At 57.9% G+C, this 18,642-nt stretch carries 18 protein-coding genes, 1 tRNA gene and 1 riboswitch; of the genes, 11 read left to right on the top strand and 8 right to left on the bottom strand.

The window, feature by feature from the left end; genetic code table 11:
* Nucleotides 1-8: 8 nt before the first annotated feature.
* From pstB to phoB, 3 genes are read left to right on the top strand one after another with little or no spacing between them, the layout of a single operon-like run.
* The gene (pstB, locus tag ACQQ2Q_RS05630) at nucleotides 9-824 is read left to right on the top strand and encodes a phosphate ABC transporter ATP-binding protein PstB (RefSeq protein WP_428186034.1); all 816 of its coding nucleotides are present in this window, start codon (nucleotides 9-11) and stop codon (nucleotides 822-824) included.
* 46 nt (nucleotides 825-870) lie between these two features.
* A complete protein-coding gene (gene phoU, locus ACQQ2Q_RS05635) occupies nucleotides 871-1,584 on the top strand; it encodes a phosphate signaling complex protein PhoU (RefSeq protein WP_428186035.1) in 714 nt (237 codons plus the stop codon).
* 21 nt (nucleotides 1,585-1,605) lie between these two features.
* The gene (gene phoB / locus ACQQ2Q_RS05640) at nucleotides 1,606-2,289 is read left to right on the top strand and encodes a phosphate regulon transcriptional regulator PhoB (RefSeq protein ID WP_428186036.1); all 684 of its coding nucleotides are present in this window, start codon (nucleotides 1,606-1,608) and stop codon (nucleotides 2,287-2,289) included.
* Nucleotides 2,290-2,404: 115 nt separating this feature from the next.
* Here phoB and ACQQ2Q_RS05645 read toward each other — a convergent pair whose 3' ends face one another.
* On the bottom strand, nucleotides 2,405-2,959 hold the full coding sequence (locus ACQQ2Q_RS05645; RefSeq protein WP_428186037.1) for a GcrA family cell cycle regulator: 555 nt from the start codon (nucleotides 2,957-2,959) through the stop codon (nucleotides 2,405-2,407).
* A gap of 430 nt (nucleotides 2,960-3,389) precedes the next feature.
* Here ACQQ2Q_RS05645 and ACQQ2Q_RS05650 point away from each other — a divergent pair, with 430 nt between their 5' ends.
* From ACQQ2Q_RS05650 to ACQQ2Q_RS05660, 3 genes are all read left to right on the top strand, one after another.
* Nucleotides 3,390-4,595: an aspartate aminotransferase family protein gene (locus ACQQ2Q_RS05650; RefSeq protein ID WP_428186038.1), complete on the top strand. Its 1,206-nt coding sequence runs from the start codon at nucleotides 3,390-3,392 to the stop codon at nucleotides 4,593-4,595.
* Nucleotides 4,596-4,608: 13 nt separating this feature from the next.
* Entirely contained in the window at nucleotides 4,609-5,526 is a 918-nt protein-coding gene (gene argF / locus ACQQ2Q_RS05655) for an ornithine carbamoyltransferase (protein ID WP_428186039.1), read from the top strand.
* 129 nt (nucleotides 5,527-5,655) lie between these two features.
* Nucleotides 5,656-6,645 (top strand): Hsp33 family molecular chaperone, encoded by a 990-nt coding sequence (locus tag ACQQ2Q_RS05660; RefSeq protein ID WP_428186040.1) that lies wholly within the window; start codon nucleotides 5,656-5,658, stop codon nucleotides 6,643-6,645.
* A gap of 23 nt (nucleotides 6,646-6,668) precedes the next feature.
* Here ACQQ2Q_RS05660 and apaG read toward each other — a convergent pair whose 3' ends face one another.
* Both apaG and ACQQ2Q_RS05670 read right to left on the bottom strand, forming a co-directional pair.
* Complete coding sequence (apaG, locus tag ACQQ2Q_RS05665) at nucleotides 6,669-7,061, bottom strand: Co2+/Mg2+ efflux protein ApaG (RefSeq protein ID WP_428186041.1); 393 nt, start codon at nucleotides 7,059-7,061, stop codon at nucleotides 6,669-6,671.
* A gap of 147 nt (nucleotides 7,062-7,208) precedes the next feature.
* A complete protein-coding gene (locus tag ACQQ2Q_RS05670; protein WP_428186042.1) occupies nucleotides 7,209-8,393 on the bottom strand; it encodes an O-succinylhomoserine sulfhydrylase in 1,185 nt (394 codons plus the stop codon).
* A 43-nt stretch (nucleotides 8,394-8,436) separates the two neighbouring features.
* Nucleotides 8,437-8,515, bottom strand: a riboswitch (SAM riboswitch).
* A 72-nt stretch (nucleotides 8,516-8,587) separates the two neighbouring features.
* Between ACQQ2Q_RS05670 and ACQQ2Q_RS05675 the strand changes: the two genes are divergently transcribed.
* Together ACQQ2Q_RS05675 and ACQQ2Q_RS05680 are read left to right on the top strand one after the other, a co-directional pair.
* The gene (locus ACQQ2Q_RS05675) at nucleotides 8,588-9,685 is read left to right on the top strand and encodes a 2'-deoxycytidine 5'-triphosphate deaminase (RefSeq protein ID WP_428186043.1); all 1,098 of its coding nucleotides are present in this window, start codon (nucleotides 8,588-8,590) and stop codon (nucleotides 9,683-9,685) included.
* A 55-nt stretch (nucleotides 9,686-9,740) separates the two neighbouring features.
* A tRNA-Gly gene (locus ACQQ2Q_RS05680) sits at nucleotides 9,741-9,814 on the top strand.
* Here the strand turns inward: ACQQ2Q_RS05680 and ACQQ2Q_RS05685 are convergent.
* Nucleotides 9,803-11,797, bottom strand: a complete 1,995-nt coding sequence (locus tag ACQQ2Q_RS05685) for a glycosyltransferase family 2 protein (protein WP_428186044.1) — start codon at nucleotides 11,795-11,797, stop codon at nucleotides 9,803-9,805. The genes ACQQ2Q_RS05680 and ACQQ2Q_RS05685 overlap by 12 nt on opposite strands.
* A 41-nt stretch (nucleotides 11,798-11,838) precedes the next feature.
* Here ACQQ2Q_RS05685 and ACQQ2Q_RS05690 point away from each other — a divergent pair, with 41 nt between their 5' ends.
* A complete protein-coding gene (locus tag ACQQ2Q_RS05690; protein ID WP_428186045.1) occupies nucleotides 11,839-12,756 on the top strand; it encodes a transporter substrate-binding domain-containing protein in 918 nt (305 codons plus the stop codon).
* Here ACQQ2Q_RS05690 and ACQQ2Q_RS05695 read toward each other — a convergent pair.
* The 4 genes from ACQQ2Q_RS05695 to ACQQ2Q_RS05710 form a co-directional block, all read right to left on the bottom strand.
* Nucleotides 12,741-13,154: a tellurite resistance TerB family protein gene (locus ACQQ2Q_RS05695; RefSeq protein WP_428186046.1), complete on the bottom strand. Its 414-nt coding sequence runs from the start codon at nucleotides 13,152-13,154 to the stop codon at nucleotides 12,741-12,743. The two genes, ACQQ2Q_RS05690 and ACQQ2Q_RS05695, sit on opposite strands and share 16 nt — an antisense overlap.
* Nucleotides 13,155-13,240: 86 nt before the next feature.
* Entirely contained in the window at nucleotides 13,241-13,903 is a 663-nt protein-coding gene (locus ACQQ2Q_RS05700) for a thermonuclease family protein (protein WP_428186047.1), read from the bottom strand.
* 12 nt (nucleotides 13,904-13,915) lie between these two features.
* Nucleotides 13,916-14,578: a S24 family peptidase gene (locus tag ACQQ2Q_RS05705; RefSeq protein ID WP_428186048.1), complete on the bottom strand. Its 663-nt coding sequence runs from the start codon at nucleotides 14,576-14,578 to the stop codon at nucleotides 13,916-13,918.
* A 144-nt stretch (nucleotides 14,579-14,722) separates the two neighbouring features.
* Complete coding sequence (locus tag ACQQ2Q_RS05710) at nucleotides 14,723-15,370, bottom strand: response regulator (protein ID WP_428186049.1); 648 nt, start codon at nucleotides 15,368-15,370, stop codon at nucleotides 14,723-14,725.
* Nucleotides 15,371-15,876: 506 nt separating this feature from the next.
* Between ACQQ2Q_RS05710 and ACQQ2Q_RS05715 the strand changes: the two genes are divergently transcribed.
* Nucleotides 15,877-16,488, top strand: a complete 612-nt coding sequence (locus ACQQ2Q_RS05715) for a hypothetical protein (protein WP_428186050.1) — start codon at nucleotides 15,877-15,879, stop codon at nucleotides 16,486-16,488.
* Nucleotides 16,489-16,592: 104 nt separating this feature from the next.
* Nucleotides 16,593-18,536, top strand: a complete 1,944-nt coding sequence (locus ACQQ2Q_RS05720) for a methyl-accepting chemotaxis protein (protein WP_428186051.1) — start codon at nucleotides 16,593-16,595, stop codon at nucleotides 18,534-18,536.
* Nucleotides 18,537-18,642 lie beyond the last annotated feature (106 nt).

An 18,642-nucleotide genomic window follows, 5' to 3' on the forward strand; every position in this document is an offset into this window, starting at 1 on the left:
ATAGAACAATGAACATGATGTCGGAAACAGCTTTGGAAAAGGCGGTCGATCAGAAAATGAACGATAAAACCTACAAGATGATCGGCAAGGATGTGTCGGTTTACTACGGCGAGAAACGTGCGCTTTTCGACGTGAACCTCAATGTTCGCGAAAATACGGTGACTGCCCTGATCGGCCCATCCGGCTGCGGAAAGTCGACCTTTCTGCGCTGCTTGAACCGCATGAATGACACGATCGAAAATTGCCGCGTGGCCGGCAAGATCACACTCGACGAGCTGGATATCTACGATCCTTCGATCGACGTGGTGGAGTTGCGCGCCCGTGTGGGCATGGTGTTCCAGAAGCCGAACCCCTTTCCGAAGTCGATCTATGAAAACATCTCTTATGGTCCGCGCATCCACGGGCTCGCCAAGGGCAAGGCCGACCTGGACCAGATCGTCGAGACAAGCCTGCAGAAGGCCGGCCTCTGGAACGAAGTGAAGGATCGCCTTCAGGAGCCAGGCACCGGCCTTTCCGGTGGTCAGCAACAGCGCCTGTGCATCGCGCGCGCAGTAGCGGTCAGCCCGGAAGTCATTTTGATGGATGAACCCTGTTCGGCGCTCGATCCGATTGCGACGGCCAAGGTTGAAGAACTCATCCATGAGCTGCGCGCCAATTACACGATCGTGATCGTGACGCACTCGATGCAGCAGGCCGCGCGTGTCTCGCAGCGCACCGCCATGTTCCATCTTGGCGTACTCGTTGAGGAAAACGACACAGACAAGATGTTCACCAATCCGGATGATCAGCGCACGCAGGATTACATCATGGGCCGCTTCGGCTGATATCCCGTTTTCATCCGCGCTGAAGCCAATTTCGAGGATACCTCAAATGCCATCGACCCATATTCTATCCGCTTTCGATGAAGACCTTAAATATCTGATCCGGCGCATCTCCGAGATGGGGGGCCTTGCCGAACAGATGGTCGGTGACTCGGTCCGCGCATTGGTCAATTCCGACGCCGCCCTTGCCCAGAAGGTGATTTCTGACGACGTGGTGATGGACAATGCCGAGCGGGAAATCGGTGACAAGGCCATCATCACCATAGCTCGTCGCCAGCCGGTCGCAGCCGACCTGCGCGAAATCATCGGTGCGCTGAGAATTGCCAGCGATCTGGAACGCGTTGGTGACATGGGCAAGAACAATGCAAAGCGCGTGATGGCCGTTCAGGGCACCGGCGTCCCTCGCAAGCTGGCGCGCGGACTGGAACATCTCTCCGAACTCGCACTCGAACAGCTGACCGATGTTCTGGATGTCTACACCACCCGTTCTGCGGAAAAGGCCAAGATCATCCGTGACCGCGACGAAGAGATCGACGCCATCTACACCTCGCTGTTTCGCGAGCTTTTGACCTACATGATGGAAGATCCGCGCAATATCACGACCTGCACGCATCTGCTGTTCTGCGCCAAGAATATCGAGCGAGTGGGTGACCACGCGACCAATATCGCAGAGACCATCTATTACATGACCACCGGTATGCAGCCGGAAGGTGACCGTCCCAAGGACGATACGACGACCGATGTCAGTGCGGTCGCGGAATAAGCACTTGAAGTGAGACACTAGATGGCGCCGAAAATAGCTGTGGTTGAAGACGAGGAGGCGCTGAGCGTCCTCCTGCGTTACAATCTGGAATCTGAGGGCTATGAAGTCGAGACGATCCTTCGGGGCGACGAGGCCGAAATACGCATGCAGGAACGGGTTCCTGATCTCCTGATCCTTGACTGGATGTTGCCCGGCGTGTCGGGGATCGAACTTTGCCGCCGCCTTCGGGTTCGCCCGGAAACAGAACGGCTGCCGATCATCATGTTGACGGCACGCGGCGAGGAAAGCGAACGCATACGCGGATTGGCGACAGGTGCAGACGACTACGTGGTCAAGCCCTTCTCCACACCGGAACTGATGGCACGGGTAAAAGCCATGTTGCGTAGGGCGCGGCCAGAAGTGCTGTCCAGCGTTCTGCGTTGCGGCGACATCGAACTCGACCGCGAAACGCATCGTGTTCACCGCAAGAGCCGTGAAGTTCGACTTGGACCGACCGAATTTCGTCTGCTGGAATTCCTGATGGCATCGCCCGGGCGCGTCTATTCGCGTTCACAGCTTCTCGACGGTGTGTGGGGGCATGACATCTATGTGGACGAGCGTACCGTGGACGTGCATGTCGGCCGGCTGCGCAAGGCGCTTAATTTTTCCAACATGCAGGACGTGATCCGCACCGTGCGCGGCGCCGGATATTCCATGGAGGCCTGACAGGTCACCCATGCTGGCGGTTGCTACCGCTGTTTCAACCCATCGCCCAGCCAGGCGGTGGGCTTTTTACTTGCTGCATAAAAAAGGCCCCTTGCGGGGCCTCATCTCATGATCTTTATCGGCTGGGAAGCGATTGCTTTTGCGCGGATGAGCGCCTGCGGTCATTGACTGGCTGATAAGCCAGTTTCGAGTGGTAGGTGCAGTAAGGTGCGTTATCCGATGCCTCGCAACCGCAGAAATGAAACTCATCAGTCATCGGATCGCCAATCGGCCATTTGCAGGTGCGATCGGTGAGTTCCGTGAGGGCAAGACGACGCGAAATCGGCACCACGACATTGGATGGCACCGGAACGACTGCACGCTCCTCTTCGCCACCAGCTTCGATTTCATCGTGTGACACGGTTGTGCCGGCAGGACGGGCGGCCGAGCGCGTGGCTACACGTGGCTGAAAGCTTTGCGGCCGCGCTGTCGTTGGCGCCGGACGCTTTGGCGCGCGAGAGGCAGACGAGGAGCCGCCAGCCTTGGCGCGACCGGGCAAACAAAGTCGGTGTACCTTGCCAATGACAGCGTTTCGACTGACGCCGCCTAGTTGTGCCGCGATCTGGCTTGCGCTGAGACCTTCGGCCCACAACTTCGTCAGCCTTTCAACGCGCTCATCAGTCCAATTCATGCCAAATATCTCCGCCTGTAGCGCATTCCGAGGCCGAATCCTTCACCGCTGCCTCGGAAGACTCCGAAACAAAAAATATGCCTCGATATTGTCGGTGACTAGTTCCGCCGCATGCAGTCTAGTAATTGATCATTAACCTAGTGTGAGCCTGACTCCGTGACAAGAGTCGCCGGAATCATCGCGAATCGATTTCATAGTTTTCCCCAACTTGCTGTCCACAGGCTAAAATACCACTATCGCCTACTAAAGCGTGGCTGCGACGGCACCGTGCTAAAAAGTCCCGCAATTGCGGTGATTTATTGACATGGGGGTCCGAAATGAAGATAGTGCGCGAGCCGCCGCAAGGCGGCATTTTTGATTTTTAGACTTCGTAACACCCGCCAATCAGCGAAACCCATATCTTCCGTGCCTGTCGAAGGAGTCAAGCGCAATGGCCGAGGCCTCCCCGCTCTATCAGACCTATAATCGCGCTCCGTTGCGCTTCGAACGCGGCGAGGGTGTCTGGCTGATCACCGAAGACGGCGAGCGCTATCTCGACTTTGCCGCCGGCGTCGCGGTGAACTCACTCGGCCATGCGCATCCTCATCTGGTGAGCGCCTTGAAAGAGCAGGCGGACAAGGTTTGGCACCTTTCCAATCTCTACGACATTCCGGGCCAGGAAAAGCTTGCCGAGCGTCTGACGGCTGCAACATTTGCCGACCGCGTGTTCTTTACCAATTCCGGCGCAGAAGCTCTGGAATGCGCGATCAAGACCGCGCGTCGTTACCATTTTGCCAAGGGCAACCCAGAGCGCTTCCACATCATTACCTTTGAGGGCGCGTTTCACGGCCGGACGATTGCGACGATCGCGGCGGGTGGTCAGGAAAAGTATCTGGAAGGCTTCGGCCCCAAGGCTCCCGGCTTCGATCAGGTTGCGTTCGGCGATATCGAAGCTGTGAAGGCTGCGATCACCGAGGAGACGGCTGGCATCCTGCTTGAACCGTTGCAGGGCGAAGGCGGTATTCGCCTCGCGTCCAACGCGTTCCTGCGGGAATTGCGGGCACTTTGCGATGAGCACGGCCTTTTGCTGATGCTTGATGAAGTGCAGTGCGGTGTTGGCCGTACCGGCAAGCTGTTTGCCCATGAATGGGCAGGCATCACGCCAGACATCATGGCGGTTGCCAAGGGTATTGGCGGCGGGTTCCCGCTCGGCGCGTGCCTTGCAACCGAAGAGGCCGCTTCCGGAATGACGGCCGGCACACACGGATCCACTTATGGCGGCAATCCAATGGGCATGGCGGTCGGCAACGCTGTCCTGGACGTTATTCTGGAAGACGATTTTCTTCAGCATGTCCGGGACGTTGCCCTCGTGTTCCGCCAGGGACTTGCCGCGCTGAAGGATCGCTTCCCCGATGTGATCGAGGAAGTGCGCGGCGAAGGCTTGATGCTGGGCGTCAAGGCACGCGTGCCTTCAGCTGATCTTTTGCATGCGATGCGCTCGGCGCATCTGCTCGGCGTTCCAGCCGGCGAAAACGTCATCCGGCTGCTGCCACCGCTGACGACGACAGCAGAAGAAGCACGCGAAGGATTGGCTCGCCTGGAACAGGCTGCCGAAACACTCCACACACAGGATCACAAGACAAGCCTTCACGGCTGACAGGTAAGATAGAATGGCATCTCCAAAGCATTTTCTCGATCTCTCGGCCGTTTCGGCCAGCGAACTGCGCTCCATCCTTGACGACGCCATGGCGCGCAAAAGCGCGACCAAGGCCGGTACGGACGACAAGCCTCTAGCCGGCAAGATGCTGGCGATGATTTTCGAGAAACCGTCCACCCGCACCCGCGTGTCCTTCGATGTGGGCATGCGCCAACTCGGTGGGGAGACACTGTTCCTGTCCGGCACCGAAATGCAGCTCGGTCGCGCCGAAACGATTGGCGATACAGCCAAGGTGCTGTCGCGCTATGTCGATGCCATCATGATCCGCACCACCGACCATTCGCGCCTGCTGGAAATGGCCGAGCATGCCACAGTGCCGGTGATCAACGCCCTGACGGATATGACCCATCCTTGCCAGATCATGGCCGACATCATGACCTTCGAGGAGCATCGCGGGCCAATCTCTGGCAAAACACTCGCATGGACCGGTGACGGCAATAATGTGCTGCATTCGCTCGTGGAAGGCTCTGCCCGATTTGGCTACCGCATGAACATGGCCGTGCCGATGGGCTCAGAACCCGATGACAAGATCCTCAACTGGGCGCGCGACAATGGTGGCGAGATCATGCTGACCCATGATGCAGAGAGGGCTGTTGCGGATGTTGATGCCGTGATCACCGATACCTGGGTTTCGATGAACCTGGAACACAAGGCGCGTGGCCATAACGTGTTCCAGCCGTATCAGGTCAACAAGGCCTTGATGGCGCGTGCGCAAAAGGATGCGCTGTTCATGCATTGCCTGCCCGCCCACCGCGGCGAAGAGGTGACAGACGACGTGATTGACGGACCGCAGTCGGTCGTCTTTGACGAGGCGGAAAATCGCCTGCATGCACAGAAGTCCATCCTTGCCTGGTGCCTCGGCGCATTCTGATATCCTGAAAAAGGGGAGGCCCCGCCTCCCCTCGATACTTGACCTTTTGCAGTATTCTGACCATTTGTGCGGTAACTGGGGGCGAAGGCCCCGCCATCTCAAGCGCGCTTGCGCGAAGGAGCTGCCACAATGTCTGACACATCCACAGAGCTCGGCGAATTCGGTTTCGCCGGCGATGACCGGGTTGTTCCGTTTCAAATCGAAGGGCTCGACGTGCGCGGGCGCGCGGTTCAACTCGGCCCACTGTTAAACACCATTCTCGACCGGCATGATTATCCGCCGGCAGTCGCACGGCTGCTCGCGGAAATGATGGTTCTGACCGTTCTCATCGGCACGTCGCTCAAATTTCAGGGCAAGTTTACGGTGCAGACCAAGAGCGACGGTCCAGTCGATCTTCTGGTTGCGGATTTCTCCACGCCCGAAAATGTTCGTGCCTATGCGCGCTTCGATGCCGAGGCCGTGGCAGCGGCTGTTGCCAAAGGCGAAGGCTCACCTGAACAGCTGCTCGGGGCCGGCGTTCTTGCCTTTACCATCGACCAGGGCAACTACATGACCCCTTACCAGGGCATCGTCCCGCTCGACGGATCAACGCTGGAAGACATTGCCGGCGTCTATTTCCGCCAGTCGGAACAGATCCCGACGCGTGTGCGACTGGGCGCCGCTGAGCTCTACGACCGGGACGAGGACGGAAACCCTCGCCATGCCTGGCGTGCGGGAGGCGTCATCGTGCAATTTTTACCCGATGCACCGGAGCGGATGCGCCAGCCCGACCTTCACGGTGGAGACGGCGATGACCGCGATCTGGATCTTGCTGATGATGATGCATGGTCGGAAACACGCATGCTGGTCGAGACCGTCGATGCCGACGAGTTGACCGATCCGCTGATCGGCGTCGAGAGACTGCTATTCCGTCTGTTCCACGAGCGTGGCGTGAGGGTTTTCCCGCCGCAGGAAGTTCACGACCGTTGCAGCTGTTCACGCGAGAAAATCAAGGGCGTACTCCAGGGCTTTACACCCGAAGATATCGAGGCAAGCCAGGAAGAGGGCAGGATTGCGGTGACCTGCGAATTCTGCTCGACCACCTATCGCTACGAACCCGATGAGCTGGAAAACGCCTGAGCTTGCTTCGACAGCCGCGTCGGTTAGTTCAGGACGCGGGCCAGACCCGGGCTATCGAGCGAAAATGCGGGGATGGCGACATTGAAACGTTCGCCGTCCTCTGTCTGCATCTGATAATGACCGAACATCATGCCTGATGGCGTATCCAGCGGGCATCCCGACTGGTATTCGTAGGATGCTCCAGGATCGAGCTGGGGCTGCTCACCGACGACCCCCGGGCCGCGAACCTCGTCCACCTGCCCGTTTTGATCGGTGATGTTCCAGTAACGGTTGATCAGTCTCACCGGCTTGTCGGAATGGTTTGATATGACGACACGATAGCCCCAGACATAGCGGTCGTCACCCGGATCGGATTGCTCCTCCAGATAATACGGCTCGACACTCACCTCTATGTCCCTCGTCAGGGCTCGATACATTCGCCAAACCTCCAATCAGTTCGTTAACCATATTCTACAGCCTGACGTTAACGTCAATAAAAGGCTGTGGCGCATGCACGCTCCACAGCCTTTGTTACAGATTATTTCTGGGCATCCACGTGACAATTATCGGCTGCGTGACAGAGGTCAGGCCTTCAAGACATCCAATGCCCGGGCGAAGTCCTCAAGCAGATCGTCGCCATCCTCGATACCGCAGGACAACCGGACGGTGCCATCGGTTATGCCCAGCTCCGCACGCGCTTCGTCACTGAGGTTCTTGTGCGTGGTGGTTGCCGGATGGGTGATCAGGCTCTTGGCATCGCCAAGATTGTTGGAGATGGTCACCACGTCCAATGCGTCCTGCAAGGCGAAGGCCGCGTCCTTGCCGCCCTTCATTTCGAAGGCAACGAGCGTCGATCCGCCCGTCATCTGCTTTGCAATGATGCTGGCCTGAGGATGATCGGCGCGTCCCGGATAAATGACACGGGCCACCTTGCCGCTGTCGGCGAGCAGGTCGGCGATCCTTGCCGCATTCTCCGTCTGCTGCTTTACCCGCAGAGGCAGCGTCTCAATGCCCTTCAGCAATGTCCATGCATTGAATGGAGACATGGCGGGACCGCTATGACGGAAATAGTCATGCAGGTTTTCGTCGATCCATTCCTTGTTGGACAGAACGACGCCTCCCAGACAACGACCCTGACCATCGATATGCTTGGTTGCGGAGTAGACGACGACATGCGCACCCAGTTCCAAAGGCTTCTGGAACAGCGGAGTGGCAAAGACATTGTCGACAACCAGTGTCGCGCCTGCCTGATCGGCCAGTCTTGCCACGGCTGCAATATCAACCACTTCCAGTGTCGGATTGGTCGGGCTTTCGAGGAAGAAGACCTTTGTATTGGGGCGGATCGCCTCTTCCCAATTTGCGAGATCGCGACCATCGACCAGTGTGCAGTCGATGCCATAGCGAGGGGCGAGCGTCTCGACCACCCAGCGGCACGAACCGAACAGGGCGCGAGCGGCAACGATGTGGTCGCCCGTTTTCAGCTGACACATGATCGCAGCCGTGATTGCGGCCATGCCCGATGCCGTGGCGCGCGCATCTTCGGCACCTTCCAGCATGCACATGCGCTTTTCAAACATATCATTGGTCGGGCTGCCGTAACGGGCATAGATAAAACCGTCGTCCTCGCCCTTGAAGCGCGCCTCTGCGGCGGCGGAATTGTCGTAGACGAAGCCCTGGGTCAGGAAGATTGCTTCCGATACCTCACCGTATTGCGAGCGGAGTGTTCCTCCATGGACAAGTTGCGTTGCCGGGCGCCATTTCTTGCTCATGCCACGTGCCTTTCAAACAAAAAAAACCGGTCGCAAAAGCAGACCGGTTTCATACCCGGTCTTTTTAGCCATTTGTTTAACGTGGCTGCAAGCCGACCGGCCAAATCACCACGGGATAAGGGCCTAATACGCCGGTTGGTGACTTGCGTCAATTCTCCGCTTTTGATTTTGTCTCGCCAAACAGGAACGACGACATGACTAGGAAATCAGGCATTCTGGCCGACCGCGCCATCAAGGCGCTCTTCGCTGAAGGTCAGCTGAAAAGCCAGGACATACTCGACAGCGACCAGATACAGCCGGCCAGCCTCGACCTGCGCCTTGGCTCGAAAGCTATCCGCGTGCGCGCCAGCTTCATGCCGGGCCCCGGCTGCACCGTTGCCGAGAAGCTTGAGCGGCTGACCCTTCACGAGATCGACCTAGAGAACGGAGCGGTGCTGGAAACCGGCTGCGTCTACATCGTTCCGCTGATGGAAAGCCTTGAGCTTCCAGAGGATATTTCGGCGTCGGCGAACCCCAAGAGTTCCACTGGCCGCCTGGACATCTTTACCCGCGTCATGGTCGACCGGGCCCAGGAGTTCGACAAGGTGCCGGCCGGCTATAAAGGGCCGCTCTATCTGGAGATTTCGCCGCGGACATTCCCGATCATCGTTCGACGCGGCTCACGCCTGTCGCAGATCCGCTTTCGTGTCGGGCACGCATTGCTGTCAGAAGCGCAATTGCTGGACCTGCATTCCGCTGAAACGCTTGTTGCCAGTGATGTGCCCAATGTCTCCGGCGGTGGCATTGCGCTTTCGATCGACCTGACCGGCTCCAGCCCTGACGGTCTGATCGGCTATCGCGGCAAGCACCACACTTCGGTGATAGATGTTGACCGGAAAGCCGCCCACGACATTCTCGACTTCTGGGAACCGATCTATAACCGCGGCAGCCGCGAACTGATCCTCGATCCGGACGAGTTCTATATTCTCGTTTCCAACGAGGCTGTGCATGTGCCTCCCCTTTATGCTGCTGAAATGACGCCATACGACCCGCTGGTGGGTGAGTTCCGCGTGCACTATGCCGGCTTCTTCGACCCGGGCTTTGGACATGCGGGCGCCGGCGGTGCCGGAAGCCGTGCTGTACTGGAAGTGCGCAGCCACGAAGTCCCCTTCATTCTCGAGCATGGCCAGATTATCGGCCGGCTGGTTTATGAGGACATGCAGGAAAAGCCGGAAGGGCTTTATGGCACCGGGCTCGGGTCGAACTATCAGGCGCAGGGCCTGAAGCTCTCCAAGCATTTCCGCGCAGGCTGAGCCTTCGTTTTTGCGCTTGCTGGCTGCCGTTGCTTGCTGGTAATGAAGTCTCATCGCGGGTGTAGCTCAATGGTAGAGCAGCAGCTTCCCAAGCTGAATACGAGGGTTCGATTCCCTTCACCCGCTCCAAAGACTTGGCTTCCATCTCCGGCTCCACCATCTCTGGCGACGCACTTGTTCCTGTGCTGCCGGCGAATGGGGTGTCTTGTGCCAGAAGAACGGATTGCGCCTGAGTTCAAACACGGCGCGCCAGGCAGCGATGGTGATCATCATCCAGTAGACCGGGACACCAATCCATCGCATGCCGATTCGTTGTTTTTCCTGCGGCATCATGGGTGAGACACCGAGTGCGATGAACACCGCATAAGATCCCATGACGTTGAGAAGATCGACAACGATCAGAATAATCTGAAGCGCGCTGATCGGCGGCTTCGGCGTTTCAAGCATGAACATGCAAGATTGGATGAGTGCGACGACGAGAGCCGGATGGAGCAATGCGGATACGATCACACCACCGAACAGCAACTGAAATACGACAAAGCCCTTCCAGCCCATCTCCGCCCTTGCTTCCCGATTGTCCCGCGTGACAACCAGCCATGTCTGCAGCCATCCCTTGAACCAACGGGTACGTTGGCGCATCCACACCGACAGGTCTACCGGCGCATCCTCAAGCGTGTGATGTCTGAGCACACCGGTACGGTAGCCAAGGCGGTGCAGGCGCATGCCGAGGTCCGCATCCTCGGTCACATTGAAGGGATCCCAGCCGCCGATGCGGCGCAGAATATCCGTGCGGAAATGATTCGACGTCCCGCCCAGGGGGATGGGCATGCGGAGACGCGCTAGAAAGGGGAGAAGACCACGAAACTGCGCTGCATATTCCAAGGCAAACAGCGCGCTTAAGAAGCAGCGATTGCCATTTGTGATGATCAATGGCGCTTGCAGACATGCCAGATCCTCAGGCAGCGCGGTAAAGCGCGCATGGGCTTCCTTCAATTGGCCGCGATGCGGCCTATCCTCGGCATCATAGACAACAATATAGCGACCGCGCGCGGCGCACAGTGCGTAGCTCAAGGCCTTCGGCTTTGTGCGCGGTCCGAAATCGGGCACCTCGACGATCTCATACTGCCGGCCAGGTTTGAGGGCCTTCAGGGCCTCAATGGTTTCTAGGTCATCCGCCTCGCAAAGCAGTTTTATATCCAGACGCGACTTCGGCCAGTCGAGCCGGTCCAGTGCCCTCAGCAGCTGCGGGGCAACGGCCGCTTCGCGGTAAAGGGCAACCATCACGGTATAGGTCGGCAACACTTCTTCAGCGCTTGTCGGTGCCGCGCCGACCTGGCGCATGGCGTGGCCAAGCGACGCAATACGCAGACAAAGGGCCGAGAAGTAGAGCAGCGAGAAGGTGGAATGCAGCACATTTAAAACGATGCTGCTTGCCAGCATGGAGGCGGTGACAATAGCGCTCAAGCACAACCCTAGCCAGAAACCCTGCCCCCCGCTCATGACAATCCGCGCCGAGAATTTGGGACGCTCCTCGAACAGGTGTGAGACGGCAGCGGTCACTCTTCTCTTCTCACCTGCCTGCCAGACCGCACGGCGCAAGCTGGAGGGACGGGTGACAACGAGCAGATCGGCGAGTTGGGGCAATTCTCTCAAGCGACCGATCAGATGGTCCATCTTCCGTGCTTCCGGCACAATCGCCGTCACAGTCGAAGCCTGGGGATGAAAGACGCGCAGATATTGCGGCGTGATCAACTGGGTATCGAGACCACGGATGTCGGAGACGTTGGAAGGCGAAACGGCATCGACATAGGCAAGGCCGGCATCGCGCGCCAAGGCCTCGTAATAGGCCGCTTCCTGAATGCCTAATTCACATAGCAATTCCTGCTCGATCGTCGTGCCGCGACGCCGTGCGAGTTCGGCCGCCTTGGCAATCGTCGGCTTGCCTATGCCGATGCGTCTGAATACATGCTGTTCGCCAAACGGATCGTAGACAGGCTCAAGGGAATCCCCCAGCGCATCGTGACCACGGACATCGCTGCCGTGCCGCGTCTTTCCAGGACCTGCCGTATGATCAGCATATTCCCCTGAACGCACTATTCTGATAACCGTCATCCAGGCAGATGACGTCCCCGATTTCCCCACAACGGATGATAGTGATGCGGTTGAAATATACATCCCTAGTTTCAGGGGGGCTGTTTCAAATAGCTACGCTTCTGACGCCCGGTGCGGCTACACATGCCGCGATGGCAGCCCAGATCGACACAGCGCCGATGCCCATGCTTTTCGATAGCCGTGAACGGCTACCGAGGCCGGATCTGTCTAATCTGGTGCGATTTCGGGTCCTGACTTCAACGGACTTTCCACCCTTCAACTTTGCGGACCAGACCGGGCGATTGTCTGGATTTCACGTCGATCTTATTCGGGAAATCTGCGCTGAACTGAACATTGAGGCCAAGTGCCAGATCCAGGCACTTGCCTTTTCGGACCTGGAAGAGGCGCTGGAATCCGGTCAGGGAGAAGCCGTGATCGCCGGCATCTCCGTCACCGAGGCACTCAGACGCAAGTTCGATTTTTCGCGCCCGTATATGATGCTGCCGGCGCGGTTTGTGCGCAACAAGTCGACCGCGGGGAAAGGCGAAGATATCAGGGCGTTAAACGGCCAGACGGTCGGCGTGGTGGACGGTACAGCGCATCAGGCAATGCTGTCTTCCTTTTTCCCACGCATGAAAGCCAGCTTGTACGAGAACCGGGGCAGTCTTCTCGATGGCCTGCGCAAAGGCGAGATTGGCGCGGCATTTGCCGATGCTCAGCAATTGTCGTTCTGGGTCAACAGCAAGTCCTCAGAATCCTGCTGCGAACTGTTTGGCGCCCCCTATTTCTCCGAGCGGTTTCTGGGCGAAGGACTGACCGTTATGGTCCGCGATGACGACGCTACCTTGCGGCAGGCAATCGACAGCGCTCTTTCGACGCTATCGCGCAAGGGACGCCTGCAGGACATCTATCTGCGCTACTTCCCTTATGGGCTGTATGGAGAGCGCGCCGACGCGACAGCAGGTCAGGATCTGCGGTAGCGGGCAATCGCGCTGCGTTCGATGGCTGCACAGGTCAGTTTGTCGAGTTCCAGACGGTCGCGCAGCATCTGCAACAGGCGGATTTCTTCAGGCAAGATCGCTGCATCGATGGCCATGACGTCCACGGCAAGCGCATAGGCCGTGTCCCGCAGGCGCTTGGGCAGGGCGTCGCGAATGGTCTCAAGCGCGATCTCAAGACCTTCGGTCCCGGACAGAATTTCCGCGCAACGCCTGGAGGCCGAAATCAGGTCCTGCTTGTCGAAACTGGCAAAGACCGGCAGCGAATCGACCAGTTGACCAATGCGCTCAAGCTCACGCTCGGCCATGGCATTATCGACAGCAGACGCCATTACCATAACAAAGATCAGCGCATCGTGATGGGTGATCTGTTCTTTCATTTCGCAATATCCTCGTCATGCATCAGGCAGTGGAAATAGAGTAGGCACTCAATTTCACCCGTTCAAGGTGGCCCGATGGCGCATGTCTATCGGGGATCGCCACCGTAGAGCCCGCGTCGCGCTGTTCTGGCCTCGTCTGCCAATTCCTCCAGCGCCGTTCCAGGGGTAACCTCGGCCCAACCGTGTTTGGCCAGCCAAGCGCCAATATCGATATCGCCAATGTTGCACGTCGTGACGAGCACGCCTTGCCAGTCGGCACCGTCGTGCTCACAGGAGACGGAGCGGCTGCGCAACAGCATACGCTGATGGGTCAGCGCCACCATGCCACAAGGCCAGACGTCACCGCCCTCAGCTGCACATTGCCGCTCGACATCCGTTGGCTCGACATCACGGAACCGCACCTTGCGACCCTTCACCGAAATCAGGCCGGCTGCCAGACTGCGCGGCCGCGACAACAGGACGACCTTGACCCGTTCCTTGCGCTCATGCGGTCGCGTGAAGGGTTCTCTCGGGGCAACGCGCTCCAGATTTTCAAGATCTGTCGCCAGTGGAGACGCAAAGCGTTTGGGGCTGACCAGACGGACTGCGCGGTTTTCGATGACAAACGGTTCAGGTTGCGCGGCTTCTGACAATTCCCGATCAGTTGCCACCGAGACACCAGATGTTTGCGAATCCGGCGCGGCGACAATCAACAAGGCGATGATCGACAGGGCTGCCATTCCGCACAGCAATGTGACGACCGGGTGCATAGGCAAACAGTCCTATTGGCTCGCCCAGATAATTCTGGCGACCCACTCGACATCCGACAACTCGAAATGGCGCAGTGGATGTTCGGGGTTGAGCGAGGTGAGTTCGATTGCCTTTGCGGTCTGTCGCGACAGGATCTTTGCCATGACCTCACCGCCGGTCGTCTTGACCACCACACGGTCGCCGCGCCGAACCTGAGCGGCGGGCTCCACGATCAAAACATCACCATCGCGATATAATGGAAGCATGCTGTCGCCCTGGACTTCCAGGGCATAAACACCGACCTTGCGCTCCGGCGAGGCCGGGAATTCGACCAGATCCCAGCCCTGTCCGGCGGGGAAACCACCATCGTCGAAAAAGCCTCCAGCGCCGGCCTGAGCAAATCCCAGCAAGGGAATGGAACCCGGTTGCGGTGGAAAGGCTCCACCGGGCACCGGATCGGGGCCGCCATCCCGAATCAGCTGCATGAACTGTTCAATGCTGGCACCCGTTGCCTCCAGAACCTTGGCTATCGATTCTGTCGATGGCCAACGCATGCGCCCGTCAGAGGCGATCCGTTTGGACTTGTTGAAAGCCGTTGGATCGAGGCCTGCACGACGGGCAAGCCCGGACGGCGAAAGCTGACGGCTTTCGGCGAGCCTATCAATGGCATTCCAGATCTTATCGTGCGAAAACATGGCAGCGCAAATCCCAGAACCCGAACAACCTTAATCAAGTCCAATTCCAAAAGGTTTGCGCAGATTAGCCAAGGCTTCCCGACGAGTAAAGGAATAAAATCCTCTACGCCGCACTATAAGGTCAATTTTTGGCTCGATCTTCTCTTAAGCAACCATCGCCATGTTGATTTTGCCTAGCTGGATGACCGCCTGGGTCCGGCTATCAACCTTCAACTTGAGCAGAATGGCCGACACATGCGCCTTGATCGTGGCTTCGGAAACGCCAAGTTCATAGGCGATCTGCTTGTTGAGAAGGCCTTCACCGAGCATGGACAGAACCCTGCCCTGCTGCGGGGTGAGGGTTCGCAAACGACTGATGAGATCTGCGACATCCGGATCGTGCTCCTGACCGCCGTGATAGAATTGCGGTGTCCAGATATCGCCTTGCAGCACGACCTGAATGGCGGCTCGGATGTCGTCAATGCCGGACGACTTGGAGATGAAGCCTGAAGCACCCAATTCAAGAGCACGGCGTATGGTGGTCTGGTCATCGCTGGCCGACACGATGACGATGGGCAAACTGTTAAACTCGGCGCGCAGGGACATCAGTCCCGAGAAGCCACTCACGCCGGGCATGGCCAGATCCAGAAGCAAGACATCAGCGTCAGGGTGATCGGTCGCTGCCTTGCGGGCCGCCTCAAAATCCCCCGCTTCGATAATGGTTTGCGGAGCTTCCATTCCGCTCACGGCTTGCCGAAGTGCCCCGCGGAACAGCGGATGGTCATCGGCGATGATAATCGTCAGTGTGGTCATGAAAAAGCTCCCTCCCAAGAGCCGGGGTCCAAGTTCGCAAAAGAGGCCACGAACAGAACCCTTCAGCGGCACTATACACCAAAGTCGTAATTTCAAGGAAGAGATGTATGCATGCCCACATACCCGCGTGCAGTTTTCCAGCGCGAAGAGCTCTTGCAGAGAGGCAAATGTCATTTCCGCAGGTACAGATAAGGGGATAGCGTCCAGACGGGAACCGGTCTCGACTGCCCAATTAAGATTTCATTATCATCTACGTCATAAAGAATATTCTAATGTTTTCGTTTCGGCCAGTTGTTTGCTGGATCGAGAGCCTCAGGGCGAGCCCAGTACCATCACCGTAGTTTAGTGCCGCGATCTGGCAATTTGGGTGCGCCGCTTCCTCCAAACGGTACAAGCCTGCAGACGCGCAGACTGTGCGTCACTCGATGCTAATGGAAGCGTAAATTTACATTTATACAATCTTAAAAAATACCCTCTAAATTTAGAGGGGAGGCAAGGAGATGAAAATGGGTAAATTCACAATTTCGCTCTCGGCAGCTGCACTGTTGTTGCAGGCCGGAGTGGCGACGGCGGAAACGCCAGCTCCCGATATGAAGGCTTTGATGACCCCGGCTGTGATCTCGAAAATCCGCCAATGGGTGGATACCGACATCGTGCGCATTTCGATTGAAGCGCAGAACAAGCGACTGACCAAGCTTGATCAGGCGCAAATTGACCAGCTTGACACGCAATGGAAGACGGAGCGCGAAAGCTCGGACAAACCCTTGATTGCAGCGACACTTTCCAACCCACTTTCCATCTATCTCGCCCGCATGCAGGGACGTTCGCTCGGACTTTATGCCGAAATCTTCGTGATGGACCAAAATGGCCTCAATGTCGGCCAAAGCTCGATCACAAGCGACTTCTGGCAGGGCGACGAAGCAAAATTCCAGAAGACTTTCGATGTCTCAAACGATGCCATCTTCCTCGACGATCCGGAATGGGACGACGAGGCCAATATCTGGCGTGCTCAGGCCAACTTCACTCTAACCGACGATACTGGCGCAAAGAAGATTGGCGCGGTCACGGTTGAAATGAACCTCACGGAACTTCAGCGCCGGGCTTCATTGGGAATGTGACCATCAGCGAGCGCACCTCACGATGCACGGTCAATCTGCATGAATAGGTGTCCCCGCGGAATAGAAATTTGGCTGCCATGCAGCACAATACGAAAGGGAGCTACATGCTTAAGAATGTCTCCGTGAGCACGAAAGGTTTCGCCGCATTCGGCATTCTCGCCACAATCGCGATCGGAACCTGTGGCCTGATCTACACGCGTGCGGTCACTGCCACTCAATTCGTCGAGAAAAACCTCGCCTATGTCGAGCTGCAGGCTGAGACGGGCGTCCTCACGGATGCGGTCAATGCCAGCAATCTGGCCTTGAAGAATTTTCTTCTGACGGGTGACCGCGATTTCGTAAAGGCTTTCGACGCGAGCGGCGCTAAGCTGGACGAGCACATGACCAAGCTGGAGGCACTTTATGCAGCCGGGGCACCTCAGGATCTGGAGAAATTGAAGGAAGCCATTGTGCCGGTGCAGGAATGGCGTACCTCAGTGGCCGGTCGACAGATCGAATTGATGCGCGCCCCAGAAACTGTCGAGCTTGCCAGAACGCTTGAAGTGACCGGAGAAGGCAATGAGCTGCTCTCCGATTTCGCGACAAAGATTGGTGACGTCACATCCGACGTGCAACAATTCGCTTCGCAGGCTGCCACAGATCAACGCGCTGCGCTCCATGGCGTGGAAGTGATCTCACTACTCGCCTCAATTGTGGTTGCGATTGTTGCGGGCCTGATGGGCTTCTTGAACTTCCAGCTGATTTCCCGACCGCTTTCCAAGCTTGCCGATGCGACCGCGCGCCTCGCCGATGGGGACCTCGACATTCAAATCGACAAGGGTGGCAAGGACGAAATCGGCAGAATGTCTGAATCGATGGGCGTGTTCCGCGAGGCTGCTGTTGCCAACAAGCGACTGGAAGCTGAAGCGGAGGAAGCGCGCAAGCATGCGGAAGCCGACCGCGTCGCCACCCAGGAAAAGGCAGAAGCTGACGCCGCAGAACGGCTGCGCCAGGCAACGTCAGGTCTGGCACAGGGCCTCAAGCGTCTTGCAGCCGGCGATCTGTCGATTCAGCTTAACGAGGCATTCTCGTCTGAATTCGAAGCGCTGCGCCACGACTTCAATCAGTCGGTCAAGCAGCTCGGCACGACCATGACCTCGATCAGCGACAGCATCTCGACCATGGAAACCGGAACACGCGAAATTGCCGCCAGCACCGATGATCTGTCGCGCAGGACCGAGCAGCAGGCCGCTTCCCTGGAAGAGACGGCTGCTGCAGTTGAGGAAATCACGGCGAATGTGTCCAACTCGACCAAGCGAACAGAAGAAGCGCGCGGTGTTGCATCCCGCGCCAACAGTTCGGCAACAGAGTCTTCCGCAGTGGTTGCGCAGGCAGAAGAAGCCATGCGCAAGATCGAAGGCAGCTCGCAGCAGATTTCCAACATCATCGGTGTGATCGACGAGATTGCTTTCCAGACCAACCTTCTGGCGCTGAATGCGGGCGTGGAAGCTGCGCGTGCTGGCGATGCCGGCAAGGGCTTCGCGGTTGTGGCACAGGAAGTACGTGAACTGGCCCAGCGCTCCGCGACTGCAGCCAAGGAAATCAAGCAGCTTATCCATAACTCATCCGAGGAAGTGGCAAGCGGTGTGGATCTGGTGCGCAAGGCCAGCGAGGCGCTGACAACCATCGGTTCGTTCATTTCCGAGATCAACACCCATATGGACTCGATCGCCATATCGGCGCGCGAACAGTCGACCGGCCTTCTGGAAGTCAACCAGGCCGTCAACGCGATGGACCAGACCACGCAGCAGAATGCGGCAATGGTGGAAGAATCCAACGCCGCATCGGCTGCCCTTGCAAGCGAAGCTGCAAAACTTCGCGATCTCGTCTCTCAGTTTACACTGGACGGAAGGGCATCGGCTCAGTCTGCGGTCTTGAGCCAGGTGGCACGCACCATGGCCACGCCAAGCCATCCGGCCGCATCAGGCAGGCCCGCCATGGCCTCCCGCCCGGCACCGGCACGCGGTGGGGCCGCGGCCGCAGCAGCGCAGGACTGGGAAGAATTCTGATCCCGCTGACAGACAACTCAACTGATCGGAAAGCCCGCCCTTACCAGGCGGGCTTTTTCACATGTTCCTGAGCCAGCCGTAGATACCTCTTCAGTGCTGCAGACCG

The organism is Agrobacterium sp. ES01, assembly GCF_050320885.1.
In the GTDB taxonomy this organism is placed as follows: Bacteria; Pseudomonadota; Alphaproteobacteria; order Rhizobiales; family Rhizobiaceae; genus Allorhizobium.